Annotated in this window: 16 protein-coding genes; 8 read left to right on the top strand and 8 right to left on the bottom strand. The window is 47.6% G+C overall.

The genetic code is table 11. The annotated features are described in order from the left end of the window. The first annotated feature begins 370 nt into the window (after positions 1 to 370). Positions 371 to 2014 (top strand): methyl-accepting chemotaxis protein, encoded by a 1644-nt coding sequence (locus R4537_RS05070; RefSeq protein WP_071179448.1) that lies wholly within the window; start codon positions 371 to 373, stop codon positions 2012 to 2014. A gap of 118 nt (positions 2015 to 2132) precedes the next feature. On the opposite strand, the gene R4537_RS05075 is transcribed toward R4537_RS05070, so the two are convergent. Further along, a complete protein-coding gene (locus tag R4537_RS05075) occupies positions 2133 to 3479 on the bottom strand; it encodes a DEAD/DEAH box helicase (RefSeq protein WP_175463869.1) in 1347 nt (448 codons plus the stop codon). 389 nt (positions 3480 to 3868) lie between these two features. Here R4537_RS05075 and R4537_RS05080 point away from each other — a divergent pair, with 389 nt between their 5' ends. Beyond that, positions 3869 to 4117 (top strand): Lpp/OprI family alanine-zipper lipoprotein, encoded by a 249-nt coding sequence (locus tag R4537_RS05080; protein ID WP_001038496.1) that lies wholly within the window; start codon positions 3869 to 3871, stop codon positions 4115 to 4117. 85 nt (positions 4118 to 4202) lie between these two features. On the opposite strand, the gene R4537_RS05085 is transcribed toward R4537_RS05080, so the two are convergent. Genes R4537_RS05085 through R4537_RS05100 form a run of 4 tightly spaced genes read right to left on the bottom strand, consistent with a single transcriptional unit; the run spans position 4203 to position 8291 of the window. After that, complete coding sequence (locus R4537_RS05085; protein WP_000270234.1) at positions 4203 to 5123, bottom strand: L,D-transpeptidase family protein; 921 nt, start codon at positions 5121 to 5123, stop codon at positions 4203 to 4205. Between the two features lie 8 nt (positions 5124 to 5131). After that, a complete protein-coding gene (gene phrB, locus R4537_RS05090; RefSeq protein WP_071179450.1) occupies positions 5132 to 6541 on the bottom strand; it encodes a deoxyribodipyrimidine photo-lyase in 1410 nt (469 codons plus the stop codon). 9 nt (positions 6542 to 6550) lie between these two features. Beyond that, positions 6551 to 7348, bottom strand: a complete 798-nt coding sequence (locus R4537_RS05095; RefSeq protein WP_071179451.1) for a MerR family transcriptional regulator — start codon at positions 7346 to 7348, stop codon at positions 6551 to 6553. Further along, a complete protein-coding gene (locus R4537_RS05100) occupies positions 7338 to 8291 on the bottom strand; it encodes a YbgA family protein (protein ID WP_071179452.1) in 954 nt (317 codons plus the stop codon). Before R4537_RS05100 ends, R4537_RS05095 begins: the two co-directional genes overlap by 11 nt. Positions 8292 to 8612: 321 nt before the next feature. Between R4537_RS05100 and deoD the strand changes: the two genes are divergently transcribed. The 4 genes from deoD (at position 8613) to R4537_RS05120 (ending at position 14060) form a co-directional block, all read left to right on the top strand. Beyond that, a complete protein-coding gene (gene deoD / locus R4537_RS05105; RefSeq protein WP_000224891.1) occupies positions 8613 to 9323 on the top strand; it encodes a purine-nucleoside phosphorylase in 711 nt (236 codons plus the stop codon). A 64-nt stretch (positions 9324 to 9387) separates the two neighbouring features. Beyond that, positions 9388 to 10857, top strand: coding sequence for a lactate dehydrogenase (locus R4537_RS05110; protein ID WP_071179454.1), 1470 nt, complete (start codon positions 9388 to 9390; stop codon positions 10855 to 10857). A 154-nt stretch (positions 10858 to 11011) separates the two neighbouring features. Further along, entirely contained in the window at positions 11012 to 12499 is a 1488-nt protein-coding gene (locus tag R4537_RS05115) for a tetratricopeptide repeat protein (protein WP_071179474.1), read from the top strand. Continuing rightward, positions 12480 to 14060: a GGDEF domain-containing protein gene (locus R4537_RS05120; RefSeq protein ID WP_071179455.1), complete on the top strand. Its 1581-nt coding sequence runs from the start codon at positions 12480 to 12482 to the stop codon at positions 14058 to 14060. Before R4537_RS05115 ends, R4537_RS05120 begins: the two co-directional genes overlap by 20 nt. Before the next feature lie 184 nt (positions 14061 to 14244). Here R4537_RS05120 and R4537_RS05125 read toward each other — a convergent pair whose 3' ends face one another. Both R4537_RS05125 and R4537_RS05130 read right to left on the bottom strand, forming a co-directional pair. Continuing rightward, positions 14245 to 17364 carry a S41 family peptidase gene (locus R4537_RS05125; protein WP_235859131.1) on the bottom strand — a complete coding sequence of 1040 codons (3120 nt, stop codon included), beginning with the start codon at positions 17362 to 17364 and terminating at the stop codon, positions 14245 to 14247. Between the two features lie 367 nt (positions 17365 to 17731). Beyond that, a complete protein-coding gene (locus R4537_RS05130) occupies positions 17732 to 18016 on the bottom strand; it encodes a GNAT family N-acetyltransferase (protein WP_000024340.1) in 285 nt (94 codons plus the stop codon). A gap of 131 nt (positions 18017 to 18147) precedes the next feature. Between R4537_RS05130 and R4537_RS05135 the strand changes: the two genes are divergently transcribed. Next, positions 18148 to 18915, top strand: a complete 768-nt coding sequence (locus R4537_RS05135) for a PilZ domain-containing protein (RefSeq protein ID WP_071179457.1) — start codon at positions 18148 to 18150, stop codon at positions 18913 to 18915. 68 nt (positions 18916 to 18983) lie between these two features. Here R4537_RS05135 and gltS read toward each other — a convergent pair whose 3' ends face one another. Next, positions 18984 to 20210 carry a sodium/glutamate symporter gene (gene gltS, locus R4537_RS05140; protein ID WP_001071807.1) on the bottom strand — a complete coding sequence of 409 codons (1227 nt, stop codon included), beginning with the start codon at positions 20208 to 20210 and terminating at the stop codon, positions 18984 to 18986. Positions 20211 to 20763: 553 nt separating this feature from the next. On the opposite strand from gltS, the gene R4537_RS05145 reads away from it, so the two are divergent. Continuing rightward, complete coding sequence (locus R4537_RS05145) at positions 20764 to 21675, top strand: polyprenyl-phosphate transporter (RefSeq protein ID WP_001108567.1); 912 nt, start codon at positions 20764 to 20766, stop codon at positions 21673 to 21675. The last annotated feature ends 1 nt before the right edge of the window (position 21676 follow it).

The raw sequence follows: 21676 nt of genomic DNA on the forward strand, positions 1-21676 counted from the left end.
CACGAATTTCCTATAAGTGGCTGGGTTGCCGTTGTGTTTCACTTGAACGAGGCTCACTTTAGGCGGTGAATATGACAATTATGTTTCACTTAATTGAACCCTCTATGACACCTTTCGCTTATTGTTCATAAAATCCACAGACATAGCGTTTTCACCCAAGCCGTTATCAGGGTTGCAACAAAAAATTCACCCCCAAAGCTAACTATTTCTTCCATCAGCAAAATTAGGATAAAAATGTGATATTAATCAATATTTAATCATCAGACGTAGTTTGCAAGCGATTGCAATCTCATTATTGATGCTTATTATCGGAGGGCATTTATTTTAAATAACGATAATTATTCTTAATAACCTTTAGAAGAGGATCACCATGCGCCAGTTACTCAGCGGCTTGTCTATCAAGCTGCAGGTTGTAGTACCGGTATTTTTCACTCTGTTGTTACTGATCATTGGCATTACGTTCAGCACCTCCAGCTTAAAAACCGCCTTCCACCAAGTTACCGTCTCTACTGAACAGCTCATTACCGATAAAGATAATCTCACCACTCTGATTGATAACACTTACGCGATGCGCATTAGCGCCATTTATAGTCTGTTTCGTCCCGCAGAAGTGACCGCCCTTCCTAATGTGCTCAAAGAAAAACAAGCTGAAAACTTGGCGCTATTACGTAGCCTTGCGGTGGCTCCTGAGCTAAGAACCGAAGTGGCAGAGCTTACACAAGCGATGCAGCGTTATGTGGATTACTCAGTTCAAACCATGATCCCGTTGCTGAACATCGAACATAGTGACCAAGAGAAAGACGAGCGATTTACCGCCCGGTATGAACAGGCCACCGCCGAGTATCGCAAGGTGGGTAATGAGATGATTAAAGCCATCGATGTGCTATCCAATCGCTTAAACCAAGTGGCTATGAAGACTATTGATAAGAGTGGGCAGGAACACGATTCGGTCATGTCTCAATCCACTTTTGCCTTAATCGGTATTTTACTGGTCGCCGCGCTAAGCAGTTGGCTACTGGCGGGCATCATTGTCACTCCAATTCGTCAGTTGCAACAAACGGTGCGTGAAGTCGCAAAAGGCAATTTGCTAGTTAAAGCCCAAGAAGAAGGCAATAACGAAATCACCCTTCTGGCACATGATGTCAACGCTACGGTTACTCAACTGCGCCACACGGTAGAGAGCTTAGTGCGCATCAGTACCGATGTCGCTTCTGCCTCGACCGAATTAGCGACGGTAATGACTCAAGCCAGTGTCAACTCAGATCAAGAAAAGCAGGAAGTTGAACAAGTCGCGTCAGCCGTCAACCAGCTGCAAATCACCGCACAAAGTGTGACCGATCATGCACACAGTGCCGATGGCGCAGCACAGCAAGCCAATCAACTGGCATCCCAAAGTTTACGGATGTTTGAAGAGAGTCACCGCGCAACCGCGAAAATGGCAGAACAACTCACAGAAGCCGCGCAAGTGGTCAATCAACTGAAAGAACAGTCTGAGCGCATTGGTAATGTGACGGAAGTGATCCGTAGTATTTCTGAGCAGACTAACCTTCTGGCACTCAATGCCGCGATTGAAGCGGCTCGCGCGGGTGAAAGCGGGCGTGGCTTTGCTGTAGTGGCCGATGAAGTGCGTATGTTAGCCGCACGCACACAGACCTCGACTCAAGAGATCCAAGCCATTATTGAAGAGCTGCAAAACCAGTCCAATACGGCTAACAGCAGTATGCACTCAAGCTTAAGCCAGCTTGAGCAAAACCAATCTTTAGCAGCCAAAGTCAGTGCATCTCTGACTGAAATCAATCATTCGATCAGTGCCTTGGGACAGATCAACGCACAAGTGGCAACTGCTTCCGAAGAACAAAGCCAAGTGACCAAAGACATTAACCGCAACCTCAGCAATATTTATGAGCTCGTTAGCCAAAATGTTACTGGCATTACTCAATCGGCAGCGGCAAGCCATGAACTCTCCGATCTTGCTGAGCAGCAACACCAGCAGCTCCAGTATTTCCGAGTGTAAACGAGTCGACGTTCTTGATGACATAAAAAAGGTCTGGATAAACCAGACCTTTGTATTTTTCGTGCCACTTATTTTTGGAGCTAACAACATGTCGCTTCAAGTTGGGAGAGCGATAGGCTTAGTCGATGTCGTCTTCCAGATCCACTTCTGGTTTAGACGCGACTTTCTTTTTCGGGATAAAGACCGAGTCACCCACCGCCACATTTTGGTAGAAGCTCTTGTCACGCGGCGCCGCTTTTTTCGCTTTGCTTGGCGCTTTCGCTTTGTTGACCCGCTGACTTGGCGCGGCTTTAGGCTTCGCTTGACGCGGTTTCAACCCTTTAAACTTACCTTCTAAACCAGCTAAAACCTCAAATTGGATCTCTTGCTGTAAAAAAGCTTCCACTCGCTTAAAACTCTCCCAGTCCTTTGGCCCAACAAGAGACATGGCATCCCCTTTATTTCCGGCACGACCAGTACGGCCAACACGGTGAACATACTCTTCGGTATGTTTGGGCATATCAAAGTTGATCACGTGAGTCACCGCGGGAATATCAAGGCCACGTGAAGCAACATCCGTCGTCACGAGAATCTTAAATACCGCACGCTCAAATTGCCCCATGATGGTGTTGCGCTGCGTTTGATTGAGGTTACCACTGAGCGCAACTGCTTTGAGGTTGCTTTGATTGAGCTTCTCTGTCAAGCGATCGGTATCGGCACGCGTTGCTGTAAAGATGATCACTTGACGGTACTCAGCATCGGCCAAAATACGATCAAGCAGCGCTTCCTTGTGATCTAGATGGTCACACAAGTAGAAATGCTGGGTAATGTCTTTATGCTCTTCACTACCTACGCCGATCGCGATGCGTTTCGGTTCATTAAGCAGTTCCATGGCCATATCATTCACATCGGCATGATCTAAGGTTGCTGAGAACATCAAGGTTTGGCGACGACGATGCTTTGCAGCACTATGAATACGGCGCAACTCTTTAGCAAAGCCTAAATCTAACATACGATCCGCTTCATCCAGCACTAGTGTTTCTAGACCTTCCAAAAACAGCGAACGGTGTTCAAGATGATCGGCTAAACGTCCTGGTGTCGCAACAATAAAGCGAGGTCCACGCGCTAAGGCGTTCACTTGGTCATTAAAGTTTTCACCACCCGTGATCAAGGTTGCCGTATAGCTTAAACCACCCAACATAGAGCGCAGCTCACCATACACTTGCTTTGCTAACTCACGGGTTGGAACCAAAATCAAGCCACGCGGATCTTTAGCTGAAAAGGCTTTGGTTTTTAAAGATTTATGCAGCATAGGCAGCACGAATGCCAACGTTTTGCCCGAACCTGTCTTAGATGAGGCCAACAAATCACGTCCCGCAATAGTGAGCGGTATCGCCTGTTGTTGGATCTCAGTCGCTTGTTTGAAATTGTAATGCGCTAGATTTTTCAATAAGCGATTATCTAAGCCTAAATCTTTGAATTGCAAAGTACTCTCCATCTTTGGTTGTGCTTAAAACTGTAAAGCAGATCACGAAAAAGGCCATTATAATAGCGCAAATCGACGTACCATAGATAGCTGACCGACAAAATAATCCCAAAATCCATAAGGCAAGTCTGGGTACACCCAAACTACTTGGAGTTACACGTAGGCGGTAGGAAGGGGATATCGGTTTATCGAATAAAAAACGCATTATTCATAATACAAAAAGTAAGATGTCGGACAATTAATTGATTCATTGTCAAATTCTTGGATTTTTTTAGCTTTTTAGGGCTAGTTTTACGAGAAATAGCGACTACAATAATTCCGTCCATATTTTAATTTTTGATAAGTATAGGACGTCAATAACACCGACTTACCAAGTTAAGGAGTTCTCTATGAACAAGATGTTAATCGCAGCAGCAGCGTCTTCCGTACTTCTACTAGCGGGTTGCGCCTCTGGTCCTGATGAAGCTACCACTGCAAAAATGAACGAAATCAGCACTCAGGTCAGCGAACTGAATTCGCAAGTTGCTGCACTGGCATCAAAAGTGGATCAAGCTGCTGAAGCAGCGAAAGCCGCTCAAGAAGAAGCTGCACGCGCTAACGAACGTATCGACAATATTGCTCAGTCTTACACTAAGTAATCTTTGAGTGATAAAAATTGAAAGAGCCAGCATTTGCTGGCTCTTTTTTTCTCTCATACCACGAACGGTAACCAAAAGAACAAAGTTACTGGGCGATAGTTTCCCACTGCGGTGGAGCAATTTCGACCGGAACCCCGTTTTGTGCTAAAACTGCTGCGCGCGCTTTTGCATCAGAGATTTTATGCTCTTGCAGCCACCAACTCAGCTCTTCTGGTACCACCAAGTTTTTCTTCACGCCATTGCTGCGAGTGAGCGGCTCATGCACTTCAATAAAGACACTGCGATCCGGTTCAAGCGCAACTTTGATAGGCTCGTTGATGATCCGAACTTTTTCTCCACGCTCGACTTGTTGATAAAGCCATTCAATATCTTTCGGATCCATACGAATACAGCCAGCACTCACCCTCATGCCTACGCCAAAATCTTTGTTGGTTCCATGAATCAGATATTCTCCAGAACCATAAGCTAAACGCATCGCGTAATCACCGAGCGGGTTTTCTGGGCCTGCGGGCACGACTGGCGGCAAATCAATCCCTTTGGCTTTGTATTCTTTGCGAATCGATGCTGGCGGCGTCCAAGTTGGGTACTTGCGCTTGCTGCTGATTGACGTTTGCATCACAGGCGTATCGCGGCCGATACGCCCAATGCCGACGGGGAAGATATGCACTATACCTTCATTAGGGCGGAAATAATAAAGGCGCAACTCCGCAAGGTTAATCACAATCCCCTCATACGCCACTTTCGGCAAGATGATTTTTGCGGGAATCGAGATGACAAAACCTTCCTGCGGTAAGAAAGGATCGACCCCACGGTTGGCGGCCATTAATGCTAGGAAGCCAATATCGTATTTTTTTGCAATGTCGGCTAAGGTCTCGCCTTTCTCAACTTTATGATATTGCGTGTTGCCGACTATGCTGCTGCCTTCAATAGGTAGATCAAACACGGCGGCATTGATACTCCAACTGACCGCCAACGCACAACCGATTACCCAAACTTTCCACCACATCTTTTTGGTTATCCCTTCGCTGTTTTATACAAACGTAAGGTTACTTCTCTTTCCTGCTTGTGATCAACTAGTCGCGCAGGATATAACACGCTATTGACAGCCGGATAAGTCCAAGGTTGGTGAATATAGGCCGAAGAGACTGAACGCAGCTCAGGTACCCAACGGCGGATGAAGTCGCCATTCGGGTCAAATTTCTCCCCCTGACTGACCGGATTAAAAATCCGAAAATAGGGCTGCCCATCACACCCAGTGGATGCACACCACTGCCAACCACCATTGTTGGCTGCATAATCACCATCAATCAGGCGACTCATGAAATAGCGCTCACCCCAGCGCCAGTCGATGTGCAGATCTTTGGTAAGAAAGCTCGCCACGATCATCCGTAGCCGATTGTGCATCCATCCTGTTTGGTTCAGTTGGCGCATTGCTGCATCGACGATCGGATATCCTGTCTTGCCTTCACACCAGAGCTGGAACTTTTCGTTATCATTCCACCACTCCAAACGCGCGCCCCACTCCACAAAGTCACGACTTTTCGAAAGATTAGGTTCAATCGCAACCAAATGTTGGTAAAACTCACGCCAGATGAGTTCGCTCAACCAGACTTGTGCCCCTTCACTGAGTTCGCCCATTGATGACTCACGATACAAACGAGCCACGCATTGACGTGCCGATAACACGCCAATCGCCAAGTAAGGTGAGAGCGAACTGGTGCCTTCCCGAGCAGGAAAATCACGCGCTTGATGGTAGTCCTGCACTCGTTCACGGCAAAAATCGCGCAATTGAGCGCGCACAGTCTCAAAGTCCGCAGCCCATGGCATGCTGTCTATTCTGGGGTAATCGAATGTTTGTTCTGGATTCCAAACCAATTCGGCCAACGCACTCGGTACGTCCCAAAGCGCTGCGGGACGACTTTTTCCAATCACAGGCGGCTGAAATAGAGTGAGCCATGCGCGCTTGAAAGGGGTGAACACTTTAAAAAATTCGCCCTGCTTCGTACGCACCGAACCGGGAGGTAATACGCATTTATCATCAAAAGCAGACCATGTTATCCCTTGTTCGCTCAGTAATTGCTGTGCCGATTGATCACGTTGCTGCTCGTCCAATTCGTAATCACGATTGGCGAGAACTTGTGTGGCATTAAGCGTTTTCGCTAACTGGCTAACCGCCACAGCCGCCGCTTGAAAATCCGCGACTTGCTGATAAAAAAGTGTCACGTTAAGCGCAGCAAGCTCTTGTTGCAACTCTGCCAAACGTCGCCAAATCAAATCGGCTTGAATAGGCGCTAGATGGTGCTGATGCCACTGCTCTGGAGTAGCGATATACATCGCCGCAACCGGATCGCCACTGTTTAACGCGGCGGTGAGCGCTGTATTATCAAAGCTGCGCAGATCACGACGAAACCAAACCAGTCTCATACAAACTCCCTAAGATTGTAGCTGTTGTAGCACATTCGACAGTACACACTGCTCGCCAAACTGCTGTTGGAGGCTAGCTAAAGCTGACTGTTGAGCCGCAGGTAGTGCTCGATGGGCGTGCAGAGCCAGAATCTGGTATTGCGCTAATCCCGGATTCTCTAGCAAACCACGAATATCATCGACGGCTTCCAACAGCGTCACTTGGTGACCATTTTCAGCCCACGCCAGAGCCCATAACCAAGCATTCAGCGATCCAGCTTCATCCAAACTAATGCATAAGCATTTGCCTTTCGCCGCCGCTTTGTTCTCGGCATCAAGAATAAAAGCTAACTTGCTGAGCATGAGCGTGCGGAACAGGCCAATCTGTAGTGAACGCAAAGGGCCTTTCACTCGCTCAAGGGCTTCTGTGACGGGTTGTACAAACTGTGCTTGCATCACGCTGAGCGGATACTCTTTAAGCACGGTCGCAATAATCTGCTCCGCTTTGGAACGTTGTAGCGCTGCCAGCGCCGTAAGAAGTGTTTCGCACTCTTCGAGCTGACCCACAGGTTGCGGGATAGACTCACTCTCAGACACCCCACTTTGTAGTAACGCGCCCACTTTTCCAATCGCGACCCCTTTCGCCAACCAACTCTGGATCTGACGGATCATCTCAATATCCTGATCAGTAAACAGGCGATGCCCTTTCTCGGTACGATCGGGTTGCACCAGATTATACCGACGTTGCCACGCACGTAAGGTGACCGGTTTAACCCCAGTGATTTCCGCGACTTCTCTTATCGCGTAACGTTTTTCATCACAAACCATAACGTAGTTTCAACTCCTGAGGATAAGGGTTTAGGTAGCGCTGCTGAGCGAGATAAGCATCAGGAAACAGAGCGAGATAATGTTTGAGTAGCGTTATGGGCGCTAACAGTGGCAGCTCACCCACCCGATAGCTCTCGATCACTTGAGCAAGTTCGGCTTTTTGTAATTTGTTCAGCGAGCGCTTGAAATAACCTTGCAAATGCATCAGCACATTCGTGTTATTTTTGCGGCTGGCACGGTGAGTCAGGGCTTGCATCAAACCTAACCGGTACTCTTGGATAAAAGAATCCAGTGGATACTGTTTCACATTCGCCACTAAGCGGCCTAACGCGCGATACGCCTGCGGGTTATGTGCCATCAGGGTTAATTTGTAGCGAGAGTGAAATTCGACGATTTTTTTCGCGCTCGGTGCATCGCCCATGCTGGTGTAGAAATCATGCAAACAGAAAACTCGGGTGATGTAATTTTCCCGCAAGACCGGATCATTCAATCGACCATCTTCTTCAATCGGTAACCACGGCATTTTTTCCATCAAAATTCGGGTATAGACGCCAACACCCTCTTTTTCGGTGCCATTGTGCTTGTAGACTTTGACACGCTCCATACCACAACTGGGTGATTTTGCGCAGACGATGTAGCCACACAACTCAGCATGTTGTAACTCAGCAACTTTCTGCTGTGAGTAACTCTCTAACGCTGCGGTGTGATCACGCGAGCTGTCTTTGGTTTCCACCAACGCAATCCGTTCATTTTCCGAGATAAGTCGTAATGTGGGACGCGGGACAGGTAGCCCCATTCCCATTTCTGGGCACACAGAAACAAACTCCGCGTAACGATCAAGCTCATTGGTCACGAAGTGGCTAATTTTATGCCCGCCATCGAAGCGTACTTTTGCTCCAAGTAGACAAGCACTGATCCCAATTTTGAGTGGCGTGGTCTGCATACGAGTCTCCAACACTTATCTATACAATGAAAATTTCTGTACAAGATCTATAGCACGTGATTTTGCACTGTACAAATATTTTTTTTGTACAGAATTTTTCAACCCTACCAACCAAACGATTAGCTCAACGTTTGCCTTATCAGTTTCAACAGATTTCGTTATCAATTGGCTATTTCAATTTTAAAAGAGAGTATTTTGTGACAACCCTCTCAAGTAGCCTTGTGGATACTGGCTAGTATTGGCACAACAGATAAGCCTTGAGCCAACAGGATCCGTAATTAGTATCTTTGTCTGTTGGCGAAATTGAATTGGAGAGTAACCATGGCAACCCCACACATTAACGCTCAACCTGGTGATTTTGCTGAAACCGTATTGATGCCGGGCGATCCACTACGTGCGAAATACATTGCAGAAACCTTCTTGGAAGACGTCAAGCAAGTGTGCGATGTACGTAGTATGTTTGGCTTTACAGGCACATACAAAGGCAAAAAAGTCTCTGTGATGGGTCATGGCATGGGCATCCCTTCTTGCAGCATTTATGTACATGAATTGATTGCAGAATATGGTGTGAAAAACATCATTCGTATCGGCAGCTGTGGTGCAGTACGGGATGACGTCAAACTGATGGACGTGGTGATCGGTATGGGTGCATCAACCGACTCAAAAGTGAACCGCATCCGCTTCAGCGGCCATGATTTTGCGGCCATCGCCGACTACGACTTGCTGGAAACGGCGGTTAACCAAGCTCGCGCTCAGCAAGTGCCAGTAAAAGTGGGTAACGTATTTTCTGCCGATCTGTTCTACACCCCTGAGCCTGAGATTTTCGAAAAGATGAAAAAACTCGGCATTTTAGGTGTGGATATGGAAGCGGCGGGTATCTACGGTGTAGCAGCTGATCTCGGCGCACGCGCTCTGACGATTCTGACGGTATCGGATCACATTCTGCGTGGCGAAAAACTCAGCTCAGAAGATCGTCAAAAGTCATTTAATGACATGATGAAAGTTGCGCTTGAAACTGCCATCAACATCTAATCTATCTTGTTCTTACCGTCAGGCCACTCAGCCTGACGGCCTCGAGTACCCCGAGGGGGAGATCGTGCCTAACGACCAACTACCACCGGACGCAGAAGGTTTACAACTCAACTTTTGTAAAACATTGGCGTGTGACAACTTTGGATTGAGTGAAGCAAAACATTACGTTTTGCAACGCGTAAACCCGAAACGGCCAGCGATGGTTTGTCGTGAATGTGGAGCTTTCCCCCCCTTACTTAATAACCGCGATGTGGTGAACGAACTGCACCGCTTACGCCAATTGCACAGTGATGGCCTACCGGCTTGCCATAATCCGGCATGCCCGAACACGGGATTATCGGTCCATACTCACAAACAGCTTTATCACGCCTTTGGTTACAGTGGCGATCGCCAGCGTTATCGTTGCAAAGCCTGCCATTCTACTTTTGTGGATAAATGGTCAGGGGCCAACCATAAACTCCATTTTCAAGAGTCACTGCTTGGGTTGCTGTTTACAGGCTATTCGGTGCGCGAAATATGCCGCAAGCTGTCGATTAATCCGAAAACTTTTTACGACCATCTCGACCATATCGCCAGTCGTTGTCGTCGCAAATTGGCAATGATTGATGCACGCTGGGTAAACCATGCCAAAGCGTATCAATTTGCCTCGCATTACCAACCCTTGCAGGCACACAGCCATAATGGCGTTTACTGGCTTGCTACCGGTGATGCGCAAACGGGTTACATTCTGTGCCAACATCTTAACTACTCTGCCGATGAACAGCCGACGGGCAGCCTAGACCACGACCCTTACCAAACGCCCGCACGTTTTGTACCGCAAGGTTATGCCGCAGAAGCGCAGGCCACACCCCATAAAGCGTTAACCTTGTTACGGGAACGGATTGATAACCGCTACCAACTGATCTTGGCGCGTGCCAACGTCGAAGATCCGATGGGCAACTTGGCACAGTTTCACTACCCCTCAAAAGGCGCAGTGATCCGGCCGCCTTACACCTCCTACGCCCATTATCTGCATGTGCTAGATATGTGCGACCCAGGCAAACGAGTTTCAATCTTCATGCCGCAAGATCCTCTATTGCGTTCTGCGGCGTTAAGCGTCAGCTTGTCTCGTATCCGATGTCAAAATGTTGACCTTATGTACGTAGAAGAAGATCCGGATTGGCAGGCACAAAGTCCACTGGAGAAAACCGATATTGTGCACATGGGGTGGTGGCGTGATCGTTGGGCTATCGCTCATTCAGGCACCAAAGCCAAAGGGATTTGTTACTTAGCGGGCAGCAACCCTGACCCACAACACTGGTTACAGCACGCCTCGATAAGACAAATCGAATACTATCAGAATCGATTCCAGCTCTTGTTCGAGTCCTTCATCAATGAGCCACGTCGTAAACTGCGGCCGGGCGGGATCCAGCCTCTGCTGGACATATTCCGTGCATGGCACAATTTATGCTACCAAGATAAACATGGATTTACTGCGGCACAAAACCTAGGTTTATCGCAGCATCCTCTAACATTAAAGGAACTTTTGTCCTAAATTGCTTAGAGGAAGAGTGTGAGATAACACTAATTATTATCGAATGACTTGATAAAAGTGTCCGTTTTTTCACATGAAATCGTGTTTAATGGTGTCTTCTCCCTATAATGGGTAAGCCATGACGAGCATGAAATCGCCTAAGGACGACTGTATTTTGGACAAAAGCCAATATCTTCTTGAACTAGAAATAGAGCAGCTCAGAGCACGCATCGAATCTGAGCCTGAGAAGGTATTCGTCCAAGCGGAACAGTGCTTAATCCGAGCTCGGCAAATTCACTTTACCTCAGCGATTATCGAATCTTTGATCATTATGTCCCGCTGCCTCTGGTGCAAAATGGACTATCGCACAGGGTTTAAGTACATCAAAGAGGCTTACCAAAATCAGCTCAATCTTGAGACGGACCATTTCCTGCCTGAGATTCTGCATATCCATGCCTTACATCATTGGGGACAAGCCAAATACTACACCGCCCAACAATTTTGGATTAATGCCTTAGAGCAGTCCGCACTCGTGGATGAACCAGAGATTGAGATTGAGTGCCTGATTGGCCTTGGTAACATCTGGCGGATCACGGGCGAATATAAACTCGCATGTTCCACCCACGAACTGGCCGTCAAAGTTGCCAATAACACCCGCATTGATTGGCTGGAAGGCAAAGCGCGAATTTTGTGGGCATGGGATCTGTACCATCTCAATCAGTACGTGGATATGCTGACCGTGCTCGATGGCGCTGAAGAGGTGCTGCAAAACAACAGCAATGTGACATGGCAAGCCGAAGTGTGGGACTTCCGTGGGCTTGCTCTGCTTGGCTTGGAGCGGCTTGAAGATGCCGAAGAAGCCACTCGCAAAGCCCATGAACTGGCGGTTGAAAATAATCTCACTTGGATGAAAGCGCACTCGTTTATCAGCCGTGCTCGTCTAGAACTGCTGCGTAAAAATTTCTCGGTGGCTGCCGAGCTGCTCATCAGTGCGGAAAAAGCGGCCAGTTCATTCGATAACGGCGAGCTTCTTTCGCAGATCTGTTATCAACAATCCCGCGTTGCAGAAGAAAATGGCGACCCTCAGGCGGCCTTAACCGCGTTTAAAAAATACCGTCGCTACACGGTGATGATGCTGCGAGAACAAACTCTTCGCGTGGGCATGGACAAAGCTCGCTCATCGAAACGCCAACTTGAGCAGCGAGCGCGCAAACTGATCAACCGAATTCGTGGACAACACGAGTTTGACCCGGAAAAACATCTCTCCAACGTGGTATCGGAAACCTATTGGTGGGAACAATTGGTACTGTTCAAAACCGAGCTGAAAAAATCCAATCATGCCGTTGTCGTCATTCAGCACCCCAACGCCAAATACATCGATGTGTGCACCGAAGTGATTCACTCACTCTGCGCTCCGCAAGATTTACTGTCGCGGATCAGCAGCGACCGCTTGGGGCTATTGCTGGCAGAAAAAGGTGAGCCGGCACTCGAAATATTCCAAGTAGTGGCCAAAATGATTGAAATTTATCCTTGGCACCGTAAGGGATTAGATGGACCACTCCCCAAAATTATGCTGCAAGATATTCTGTCCTTCCCATTTACGCTGGAACAGTTGATTGGTAGCCAAGCACAGGAAAAGTCGTATGGAAACCCTGCTCAATAAGATCAAAGAAGCGGGACTGGATGCGGCCGCTGTCGCTGGTGAAGAGGCGATCATTTTCTGGAACCATGTCAGACAGCACGTGGCAACCACCGCCCAAGAGCGTGCACAAAGTTACGTCATCAGCGCCGAATACCGCCGCGAAATGAAACAGTGGCAAACCAGTATTGAAGAGCTACGCGCTGCCCTTTCCCTTTTAGAGTTACCCGCAGATCTGGAATTAATGCTCTCAGTTAAACACAGTTTGAGTGAGCGTTTACTCGATCATGGTGAATATGTCGCAGCACTGTCTGAATATGTGGCGATTTCCAATATTGCCGTTGAGCATGGCATGATTGATGACTATGTACTTGCTGTGCTCGGAATGGGCAATTTATGTGATGCTTATGGTGATCACAATCGCGCCTTACGCTACTACCAAAAAATTGACGGCATAGATCATGCGATTTCTAGCCGTTCACTGCGCCTGCGTTACAAGCTATACATGCTGGCTTGCTACATCAGCCTTGGTCGTTATGCGGCGGCCAATGATCTGATCAAAGAGTGTGAAGAGCTGAGCATTCTGGTTAGCGATAAACTGCTGACAGGGCAGATTATGCTCTATCAAGCCAAACTGTATCTACAGCAAGGTAAAGTGCAAAAAGCGATGATGATACTCGCTAATGCTCAGTACTCTTCATCGCTTACTCCATCAGATTGGCTATCAAGCATGCTGCGCATCGAGTTAGCGCATTGCCTCTCTAAAGCGGGTAAGGCGCATTTTGCCACCATGCTGCTGAGTAGCACTGAAAAACGCTTACAAAACATTCATTCACCTTTCCTTGAAAAACGCCTCTATGAAGCGTTCAGCGAAGTGTGTGAACTCGAAGGAATGTACAAAACCGCACTGGTTTACGAAAAGAAAGCATTTCGCATCGAAAGCGATTTGATGAAACGAATCCCCATCAGTGAATTAGGCCCAATTCAGCTGCGCCGCCTGTCACGCTTTGAGCTGCAACTTAAACTGATTTTGTCGGAATTAGAAAATCGTGAGCTTAAAGAAACCACCGAAAGCCAGAAGAATACGGTGTTGCAACTACAGCAAGATGTGTTCACCGACCCACTGACAAAACTGCATAACCGCCGTTGGTTGGACGTGAAGCTGAAAGATCTGCTGCTGCACGAAACCCCGTTTGCTTTCTTAGTCGTTGATATTGACCACTTTAAATCGATCAATGATGAATTGAGTCATTTGGTAGGGGATAAAGCGATTGTCAATGTATCCAGTGAATTGGCGAGTTACTTTAAATTCCGTGGTGCCTCCTGCGTGCGTTTTGGCGGCGAGGAATTTCTGGTGATTTTGGAAAACGTCACCAGTGATATGGCACAAATGCATGCAGAAACCTATCGCCAACGTATTTTTGATTTCCCATGGCAAGACGTGCTTGGCGAACGGGGACTGACGGTCAGTATCGGTATCACCTTGCATCGCGAGGGGGAAAATACCCAACGTACGTTCTACCGCGCTGACAAAGCTTTGTATCGCGCCAAAGCCAATGGCCGTAACCAAGTGTGTGTTGAATAAAGTTCTGACACCCAAGCTACTTGAAATTGCAGGTAGGCGGCAGAGCTTTCATCCCCATGAGCATAGATAAACACTGTGCTTGGGAGGAACGAACGTAGCCAACACCGCTGCAGCTTCAAGTAGGAAGAGGATAGAGTCATCGCCAAAGCCGCTCAATCGAGCGGCTTTTTTGTTGGCTTACTGTTTATTTTGAAGAGATCTCGAGCAGCAGGGCTTCTACGGCGGCAGCCAACTGGCGGTCCTCGCCAGCGACAACCGATTCCGGATCGTTATAAACCAAAATATCTGGGATAATTTCTTGGTTTTCAAACCAACGACCTTGCTCATCCTTGATACCGAGTTGAGGCACTCCGTAGATCAATCCGGGCTCTTGTTGCTGCTCCCAAATCACTGCCGTGCCAGTACCAGGAACCCTTTCGCCCACTAGCTTTCCTAGCCCTTCTTTTTGATAGAAATACGGTACGATCGAACCGTCTGAATAACTGTCTGCGTTGGCGAGCATAATGCTCGGTTTCGCCCAGCGACGCTCAGGGAAAGAGGAGACCACATAACCATCACGTGTCTGCATGACTGAATGTCGTGTTCCAGACAATATCTCCATCACTTGATCATGCAGCCAACCTCCAGCATTAAAACGCACGTCGACCACTAAGCCTAATTTGTCTTTTTCAAGGCCAAACATGTCATTTTGCATCTGCTCAAAACTGGCAGCATCCATCGCGGCAAGATGCACATAGCCAAGGCGTCCATCGGAGAGCGTCTCCACTAACGCTCGGCGCTGTTCAACCCACTGCTCATAAAGCAGCTCACTTTCCTCTTCAAGAGTGATCGGCACTAACGTAAAGTTCTGCGCTTTCTCCTCCCCCGGTACCAGCACACTTAAACGAGTTAATTTACCTTGGGTAAAATTCAGGAACGGATAAATATCCTGTTGATCGCTAATTTCTTTCCCGTTTACAGAGTAAATAATCGCTCCTGCCTTGATCGGAGATTGATAAGTATCTGCAGGGCCTCCGGGTAGCAGTGATTTCACACGCACGCCCTTACCTCGATAACGATCGTCATAGTAAAGCCCTAAGGATGCGGGCTCCTCCCAACTGGAGTTACCAGCCATAAAGAAGGCTCCTGTATGGGAGACATTCAACTCCCCGACCATTTCACTCAGTAACTCGGCAAAATCGCTGTAGGTACGGATGCTCGGCAGATGTTTACGATACAAATCACCGTACTGTTGCCAATCTACACCATGCATTTGCGGGTCATAAAATTTGGTTTGAGTAAGCCGCCAGACATGATCAAACAAGTAGGCGATTTCTGCACGAAAATCGAAATTAGCCTTGGCTTCATACCGGACAAACTTGCTCTCACCCGTCAAGACGTTCAGATTCTCGATACCGTGCTCCCCCATGATCAGAAGGCTCGCATCATCAGAAGCCATCGCAAGTAAAGCCGCATCTTCACTCAAGCGGTTAAACAGCGCCGTCATCTCCCCACTGCGCAGATTGATTTCTGAAATTTGTACAGAGTCTCCCAACTGATAAGCGATGATCAGTGCTTGGTTATCGTGTGTTAAGTGCTTGAAAATAATATTGAGTGAGGTAGGAGTCATACGCATAGTGCGCTGCTTAAGCCCTTTATTTTCCACCACCGTTAACTCTGCTGGTGGGTTTTGGCTAGGCTCAAGGTTTTTCTCTGCAGCGATTTCCTCTTCAAGCCACAACTGCTCTTGGGTTTTATTGAAATTGAATTTGGCTTTGCGATTGAGCGCAACACCGTACACATCATACTGCACCACCATATCATCAATATCGCGCAAACCTTTCGCATCGGTTAGCCAGTAAACCCACTGTCCATCGGCACTAAATTGTGGGGCAAACTCAGAAAAACCACTTTGGCTCAAATTGATAGGCGCTTCACTTCCATCAAATTTAAGTAGCTGAATGTCGCCATTCGACATCGCCCGATCGCGGGTGACGATATACTCGCTATCTGGTGACCACTGGTAACTCAGATCTTTGTCGAAATACGAGTAGAGGGCATGAGCATCCAGCAAGGTATAGGTTTTATCTTGTTCGATGTCATACACTTTGAGCGTATTACGATTCTCGCGATAAACAATCCGTTTAAGATTAGGAGAATAGAGTGGCTGAATGACATCTTGCTCCGTCGTCAGCACCGGCTCTTCGACAATATCCAATGAGGAGGAGAAGCTTTTCCCACCATCATTCACATAACTTTGATAAAGATTCCAACTGCCCTCACGCTCAGAAGCGTAGATCAAACGATACCCATCACTGGAAAAGGAAACATCACGCTCCGCTTCTGGGGTATCGGTGATTCGTTGCGTTAAACCGGAAAGCAAAGAGACCACATACACATCGCCACGTGCCACAATCGCCACTTCAGCGGCATTCGGCGCGACCACCATTTCCGTGGCTTCAAGGTTAAAATTCACATTATGACGGCCATCAGGCATCGCGCTGCGACGAATGGAGACCGGCACTTTTTCTGCTTGCTTAGCACCGGCTTTCAGTCGCCAAATTTCGCCATCAAAACCGTAGGCCAAATCGCCTTGTAAGCTGGCACTTAAGAAACGAACGGGCAGCTTTTGGTGGTCGGTGATTTGTACGGGTTCTGAACCATCAAATCGCTGCTGCCAGACGTTGAAACTGCCCGCTTGTTCAGACAGATAGTACATAGAGGAGCCATCTGCGCTCCACACAGGGTTGCGGTCTTCGCCACGAAAAGTGGTGATTTGGGTATGTTTGCCCGTGAGCGGGGACCATTGCCAAATGTCACGTGTAGCATCGGATACCGCACCTTTACGCCACGGCTGTTCATCAGAGGGTTGATTGGTATACAGGATGTCACTATGGGAAGGCGATATGGCTAAATCACTGATGGCTATAGGTAAAACGCGTTTCTCACGTCCTCCCGCTGCAGGCACCGAGTAAAGCTGAGCCATAAAGCTGCCCTGTTTAACATTCGCATTGGCTTTATCATCGCCCAGTCGGCGAGAAGAGAAATAGAGCTGCTGACCATCAGCCGAAAACGCATACGGAATATCTTTCGCTCCGTGGTAGGTCAAGCGCCGACTCTCACCACCTTGGATCGAGAGAATAAAAACATCACCAAGACCATATCGATCAGCCGTAAAAGCGATGGATTGGCTGTCAGGTGACCAAATCGGCGTTTCGCTGTACACACCACTTTCGGTGAGCGCCACGGCCTCACCGCCTTGAGCGGGCACCAGCCAAATTTGACCTGCATAAGTAAACGCTATCTTTTGACCATCAGGGGACAACGCAATATCCCTCAACCAAGTCGGCCGCGTCTGCGTGGAATCTTCAGTCTGGTCGGAGCTTGCAAAACCGAAATTCGGTATCGCAAACAACGTTAGCGAGAGCACTGAGCTCAGAGCAAAATGCGGCAAATGCATCGCCTTTCCTTATCAATGTGTTGAGTTTCAACAATAAGCTACCTCAATATGACTAGGACGTCTAAATCATTTAAAGCCAGCGATGCTCTTTATACCTTTCCTACTTGAAGCTGCAGCGGTGTTGGCTACGCTCGTTCACCCCAATCACATAGTTTGCCTATGCTCATGAGGATTCACTTACTTGCCGCCTACCTGCAACTCCAAGTTGTTTGGGTATAGCATGACCCTTTCACTAGGGACGATGGCGCAAATGCTGCCACTCAGGGTGACGCTCAAGGTAATGTGCAACATAACTACAGACGGGCACAATCGTTAAACCCGCACGTTCAATTTCAGGCAACACACTTTCCATCATCACTTTGCCGTATCCCTTACCTTGCAGTTCATCAGGTACACGGGTTGAGGTAATATGCAGCACCGCTCCCTGCTGCTGATATTTCACTACGGCTTGATATTCCCCTTCCAAAGCCACGAGATAACAGTGGTTATTGGCATCATGTTGCACTGTATTTGCCATGCTTACTCCCTTTCTGATAGATAGATCAAATTAGTTGGTGACTCGCTGAATTGAATCTACACTTATCTCACCATAGAATTCAATGGACTCTACGACCCCATCGACGTCGTATCGCAACACGGAGAAGTTAAATGAATTCACGGCCCGCTGAAAAAATTGATGATAATGATGGCCAAACAGAAGCTCCACGCAGTAAAACGGTGTCGACCATCAACAGCACGGATGCGCTGGCCATGGTTGAACACAGTAGTGAGCTGACCTTAAGTATTACAACCCCAGTCGGGACAAAATTCGTCTGCCGCACTCCGTTTATTGGTACTCATACGGATAAGTTTTTACTGGTGGAAATGCCCAAAATATCGGCGGACGATCTGCAATATTTCTTCCAAGAAGGGTTTTGGATGAATATTCGCGCGATTTCGCCACGCGGTGAAGGAGCGCTGATCCATTTCCGCAGCCAACTGATGCACATCTTACAAGAGCCTGTTCCCATGGCTTTTCTCTCCATTCCCAATACCATGCAAGTCTCTCAATTACGTAAAGAGCCGAGATTTGAGCTAAATTTAGCCGGCAAAGTACTGTTTGATGAGCATCGTGGGGATTGTGAATTGCGTGATTTATCACGCAGTGGTTGCCGTTTCATCACGCCGCCTTTAGGCAAAACGTACCAAGTTGGGGATTTGGTCGCGTTAGAGATTTTTTCAGACTTGCGGGGCACAAAAACCTTCCCGCCTTTGACCGGAAAAATCTGTAACTTACAGCGCTCACTGCACCATGCTCGTTATGGTTTAGAGTTCAATGAAGAGGGTCGAAATAACGCCAAAAACTTGCTCGCACAGCTTAAGTTTAACGGCACCAAACTGACTCTCAACACCGAGAAGAAAGCGTCACCTATTTAGATAGAAAAACCCCAGCTTCGATTATTTCGGCTGGGGTTTTTGTTTGTAAAGTGGAGGACCAACGGTCGCTATCCCAAAAACGAGATGTATCCCTGCAAGATGATTAGATTAACGATGTCGATAAAGAAAGCACCGACGATCGGCACCACCATAAACGCTTGTGGTGAAGGGCCAAAGCGTTTTACGACCGATCCCATATTCATCACCGCGGTAGGCGTTGCCCCCAAACCAAAACCACAATGCCCAGCCGAAATCACCGCTGCATCATAATTAGCCCCCATCACTTTGAAGGTGACGAAGTAGCAAAAGACGCCCAGCACGACCGATTGAATAGCGAGGATCACCAAAAACGGCAGTGCTAAATCGAAGATATTCCACAATTTCAGGCTCATCAGAGCCATAGCGAGAAACAGCGACAAAGAAACCGTGCCTAAAATATCCACCGTCTCCGCATCCACCTTACGCAGCTTAGTGACTTCGAGCAGATTGGTGATAAAGACACCAATAAACAGGGCGTAAACGAAATCGGGGATCATCAACCAACGAATTTCAAAGGTTTTAACCCAAGCTTCTAGGTATTTTGCTCCGGTAACGCATATGAGCAAGATAAACAAGATTTCAATCACCTTCTTGGCGGTGACTTTATCTTCTTCATATTCGTTATAAGTGACCAGTTCAGGAAAACGAGAGTGGGTTTGTGTGCCGCGCCCATACTCAGATTCAATACCATGTTTATCAACCAGTTTCTGCGCGACTGGACTACCGATAATCCCACCGATGATCAAACCAAAAGTGGCAGATGCCATCGCGATTTCTAACGTATTGGCTAGGCCATAATTTTCGGCAAACGTGTTTGCCCAAGCCGCTCCTGTACCATGGCCTCCGGAGAGTGTGATGGAGCCTGCGATCAAGCCCAGTAAAGGATCTAAGCCTAAACCTGCTGCCAGAGAAACGCCCACACCGTTTTGAATAATGATGAACACCGAAGCCACGGCTAAAAACAGAAACACCTTCGCGCCACCCTTAATCAGTTGGGTGTAGTTGGCCGCAAGGCCCACCGTACTAAAGAACATCAACATGAAGACATTTTGCAGCGGCAGTGAAAATTCCATATCAATACCGTGAAAGTGCAACGCAGTAATCACACAGGCGACGATAAGCCCACCCACAATCGGCTCTGGAATGTTGAACTTGGTTAAAATGGGCAGTTTGGCATTAATAAAGTGACCTAAAAACAGGACACTGATAGCAATAAGAAAAGACTCTAATGCTCCAATTGAAATGATCTGATTCATAGTACCTCTTTATTATTCAGGCTCATCTCTCCTTGATAAGCGGGTGTCTTGACCCGTTAGGCGACACCAGAACACAACATCAGCGATAGTTATCCTCTAATAAACGGCCACAAGGCCACATAAAGCAATGATATTGCACGGACAAATTTCCATTTAATGCTAATTATCAACAAAAAAGCAGTGAAAATAGCGGGCGATCATACCCAAAAGACAAAAAAATAGCCAATCGCAAGAACCGCGATTGGCTTATATATGATGTGAACAATACTATTCACTAACAACGTCAGTTGGCTAGGTGACCCTCGGCTTAACAAGGGTCACCTAAACTAATGCACGAAGCGTGCCAACTAATTAACCCCTGATTTTTGTGATACTTTGTCAGAAAACTCTCACTCATCTCATCATTTGTTGCAATTTGCAAATTGCAATTTGCAACAAACCGCAATATGAATATGAACCTTATTGTTAAGCATGCGGGAGACACATCGCGTCTGGCTGCAAGTTAACAAAGAACAGGTATAATGACGGCCTTATTCAATTGGCAGGAAAAACAATGAACTACTTGAGCACCTATTTAAAAGGTCTAGCTATGGGCGCCGCTGATGTGGTACCGGGTGTATCAGGCGGCACCATCGCCTTTATTACTGGCATTTACGATACTCTGCTTGAAAGCATTCGCCGCATCAATCCTAGCTTACTCAAGGTATGGAAAGCGCAAGGTTTGGCGGGGGTATTTCGTCACATCAACGGCCTGTTTTTGATCACGCTATTCGGTGGCATTTTTACCAGCATCGCAACCTTAGCCAAACTTATCTCTTGGCTATTAGTCACGCATCCTATTCCTATTTGGTCATTCTTCTTCGGCCTGATTTTGGTGTCGGTATGGCATATGCTGCGCCAAGTCGAACAAAAAAAGCTTTCTCGTCTCCTGTGGCTGATTGCCGGAGCCATTTTCGCCTACGGCATTACCGTGCTTAAACCACTACACCTTGAGCCCACTTACATCAATGTGCTGATTTCTGGTGCGATTGCGATTTGTGCCATGATCCTGCCTGGCATTTCCGGCAGCTTTATCTTACTGCTGATCGGTATGTATGCACCTGTTTTGGGCGCAGTGAAAACCTTCCAACTGGATATTCTGCTGATTTTCTTAACCGGATGTGTGATTGGGTTGCTCAGTTTTTCCCATGTTCTGTCATGGCTTTTACGCCGTTACCGCGATGTGACTCTGACTTTCCTAACCGGATTGATGCTCGGCACTCTGCCTAAAATTTGGCCATGGAAAGAAACGCTCTCTTGGCGGGTCAATTCCAGCGGAGAGCAAGTACCACTACTGCAACGCAACCTATCACCGTTTGAATTTGAAACGCTTACGTCACAGCCATCACAGTGGTTGTTAGCGCTGGTGCTCATGCTAGCCGCGGTCGCTTTAGTTCTCGGTTTAGAAAAATATGCCGAAAAGTAGC

Source organism: Vibrio paracholerae (genome assembly GCF_037672085.1).
Lineage (GTDB): Bacteria > Pseudomonadota > Gammaproteobacteria > Enterobacterales > Vibrionaceae > Vibrio > Vibrio cholerae.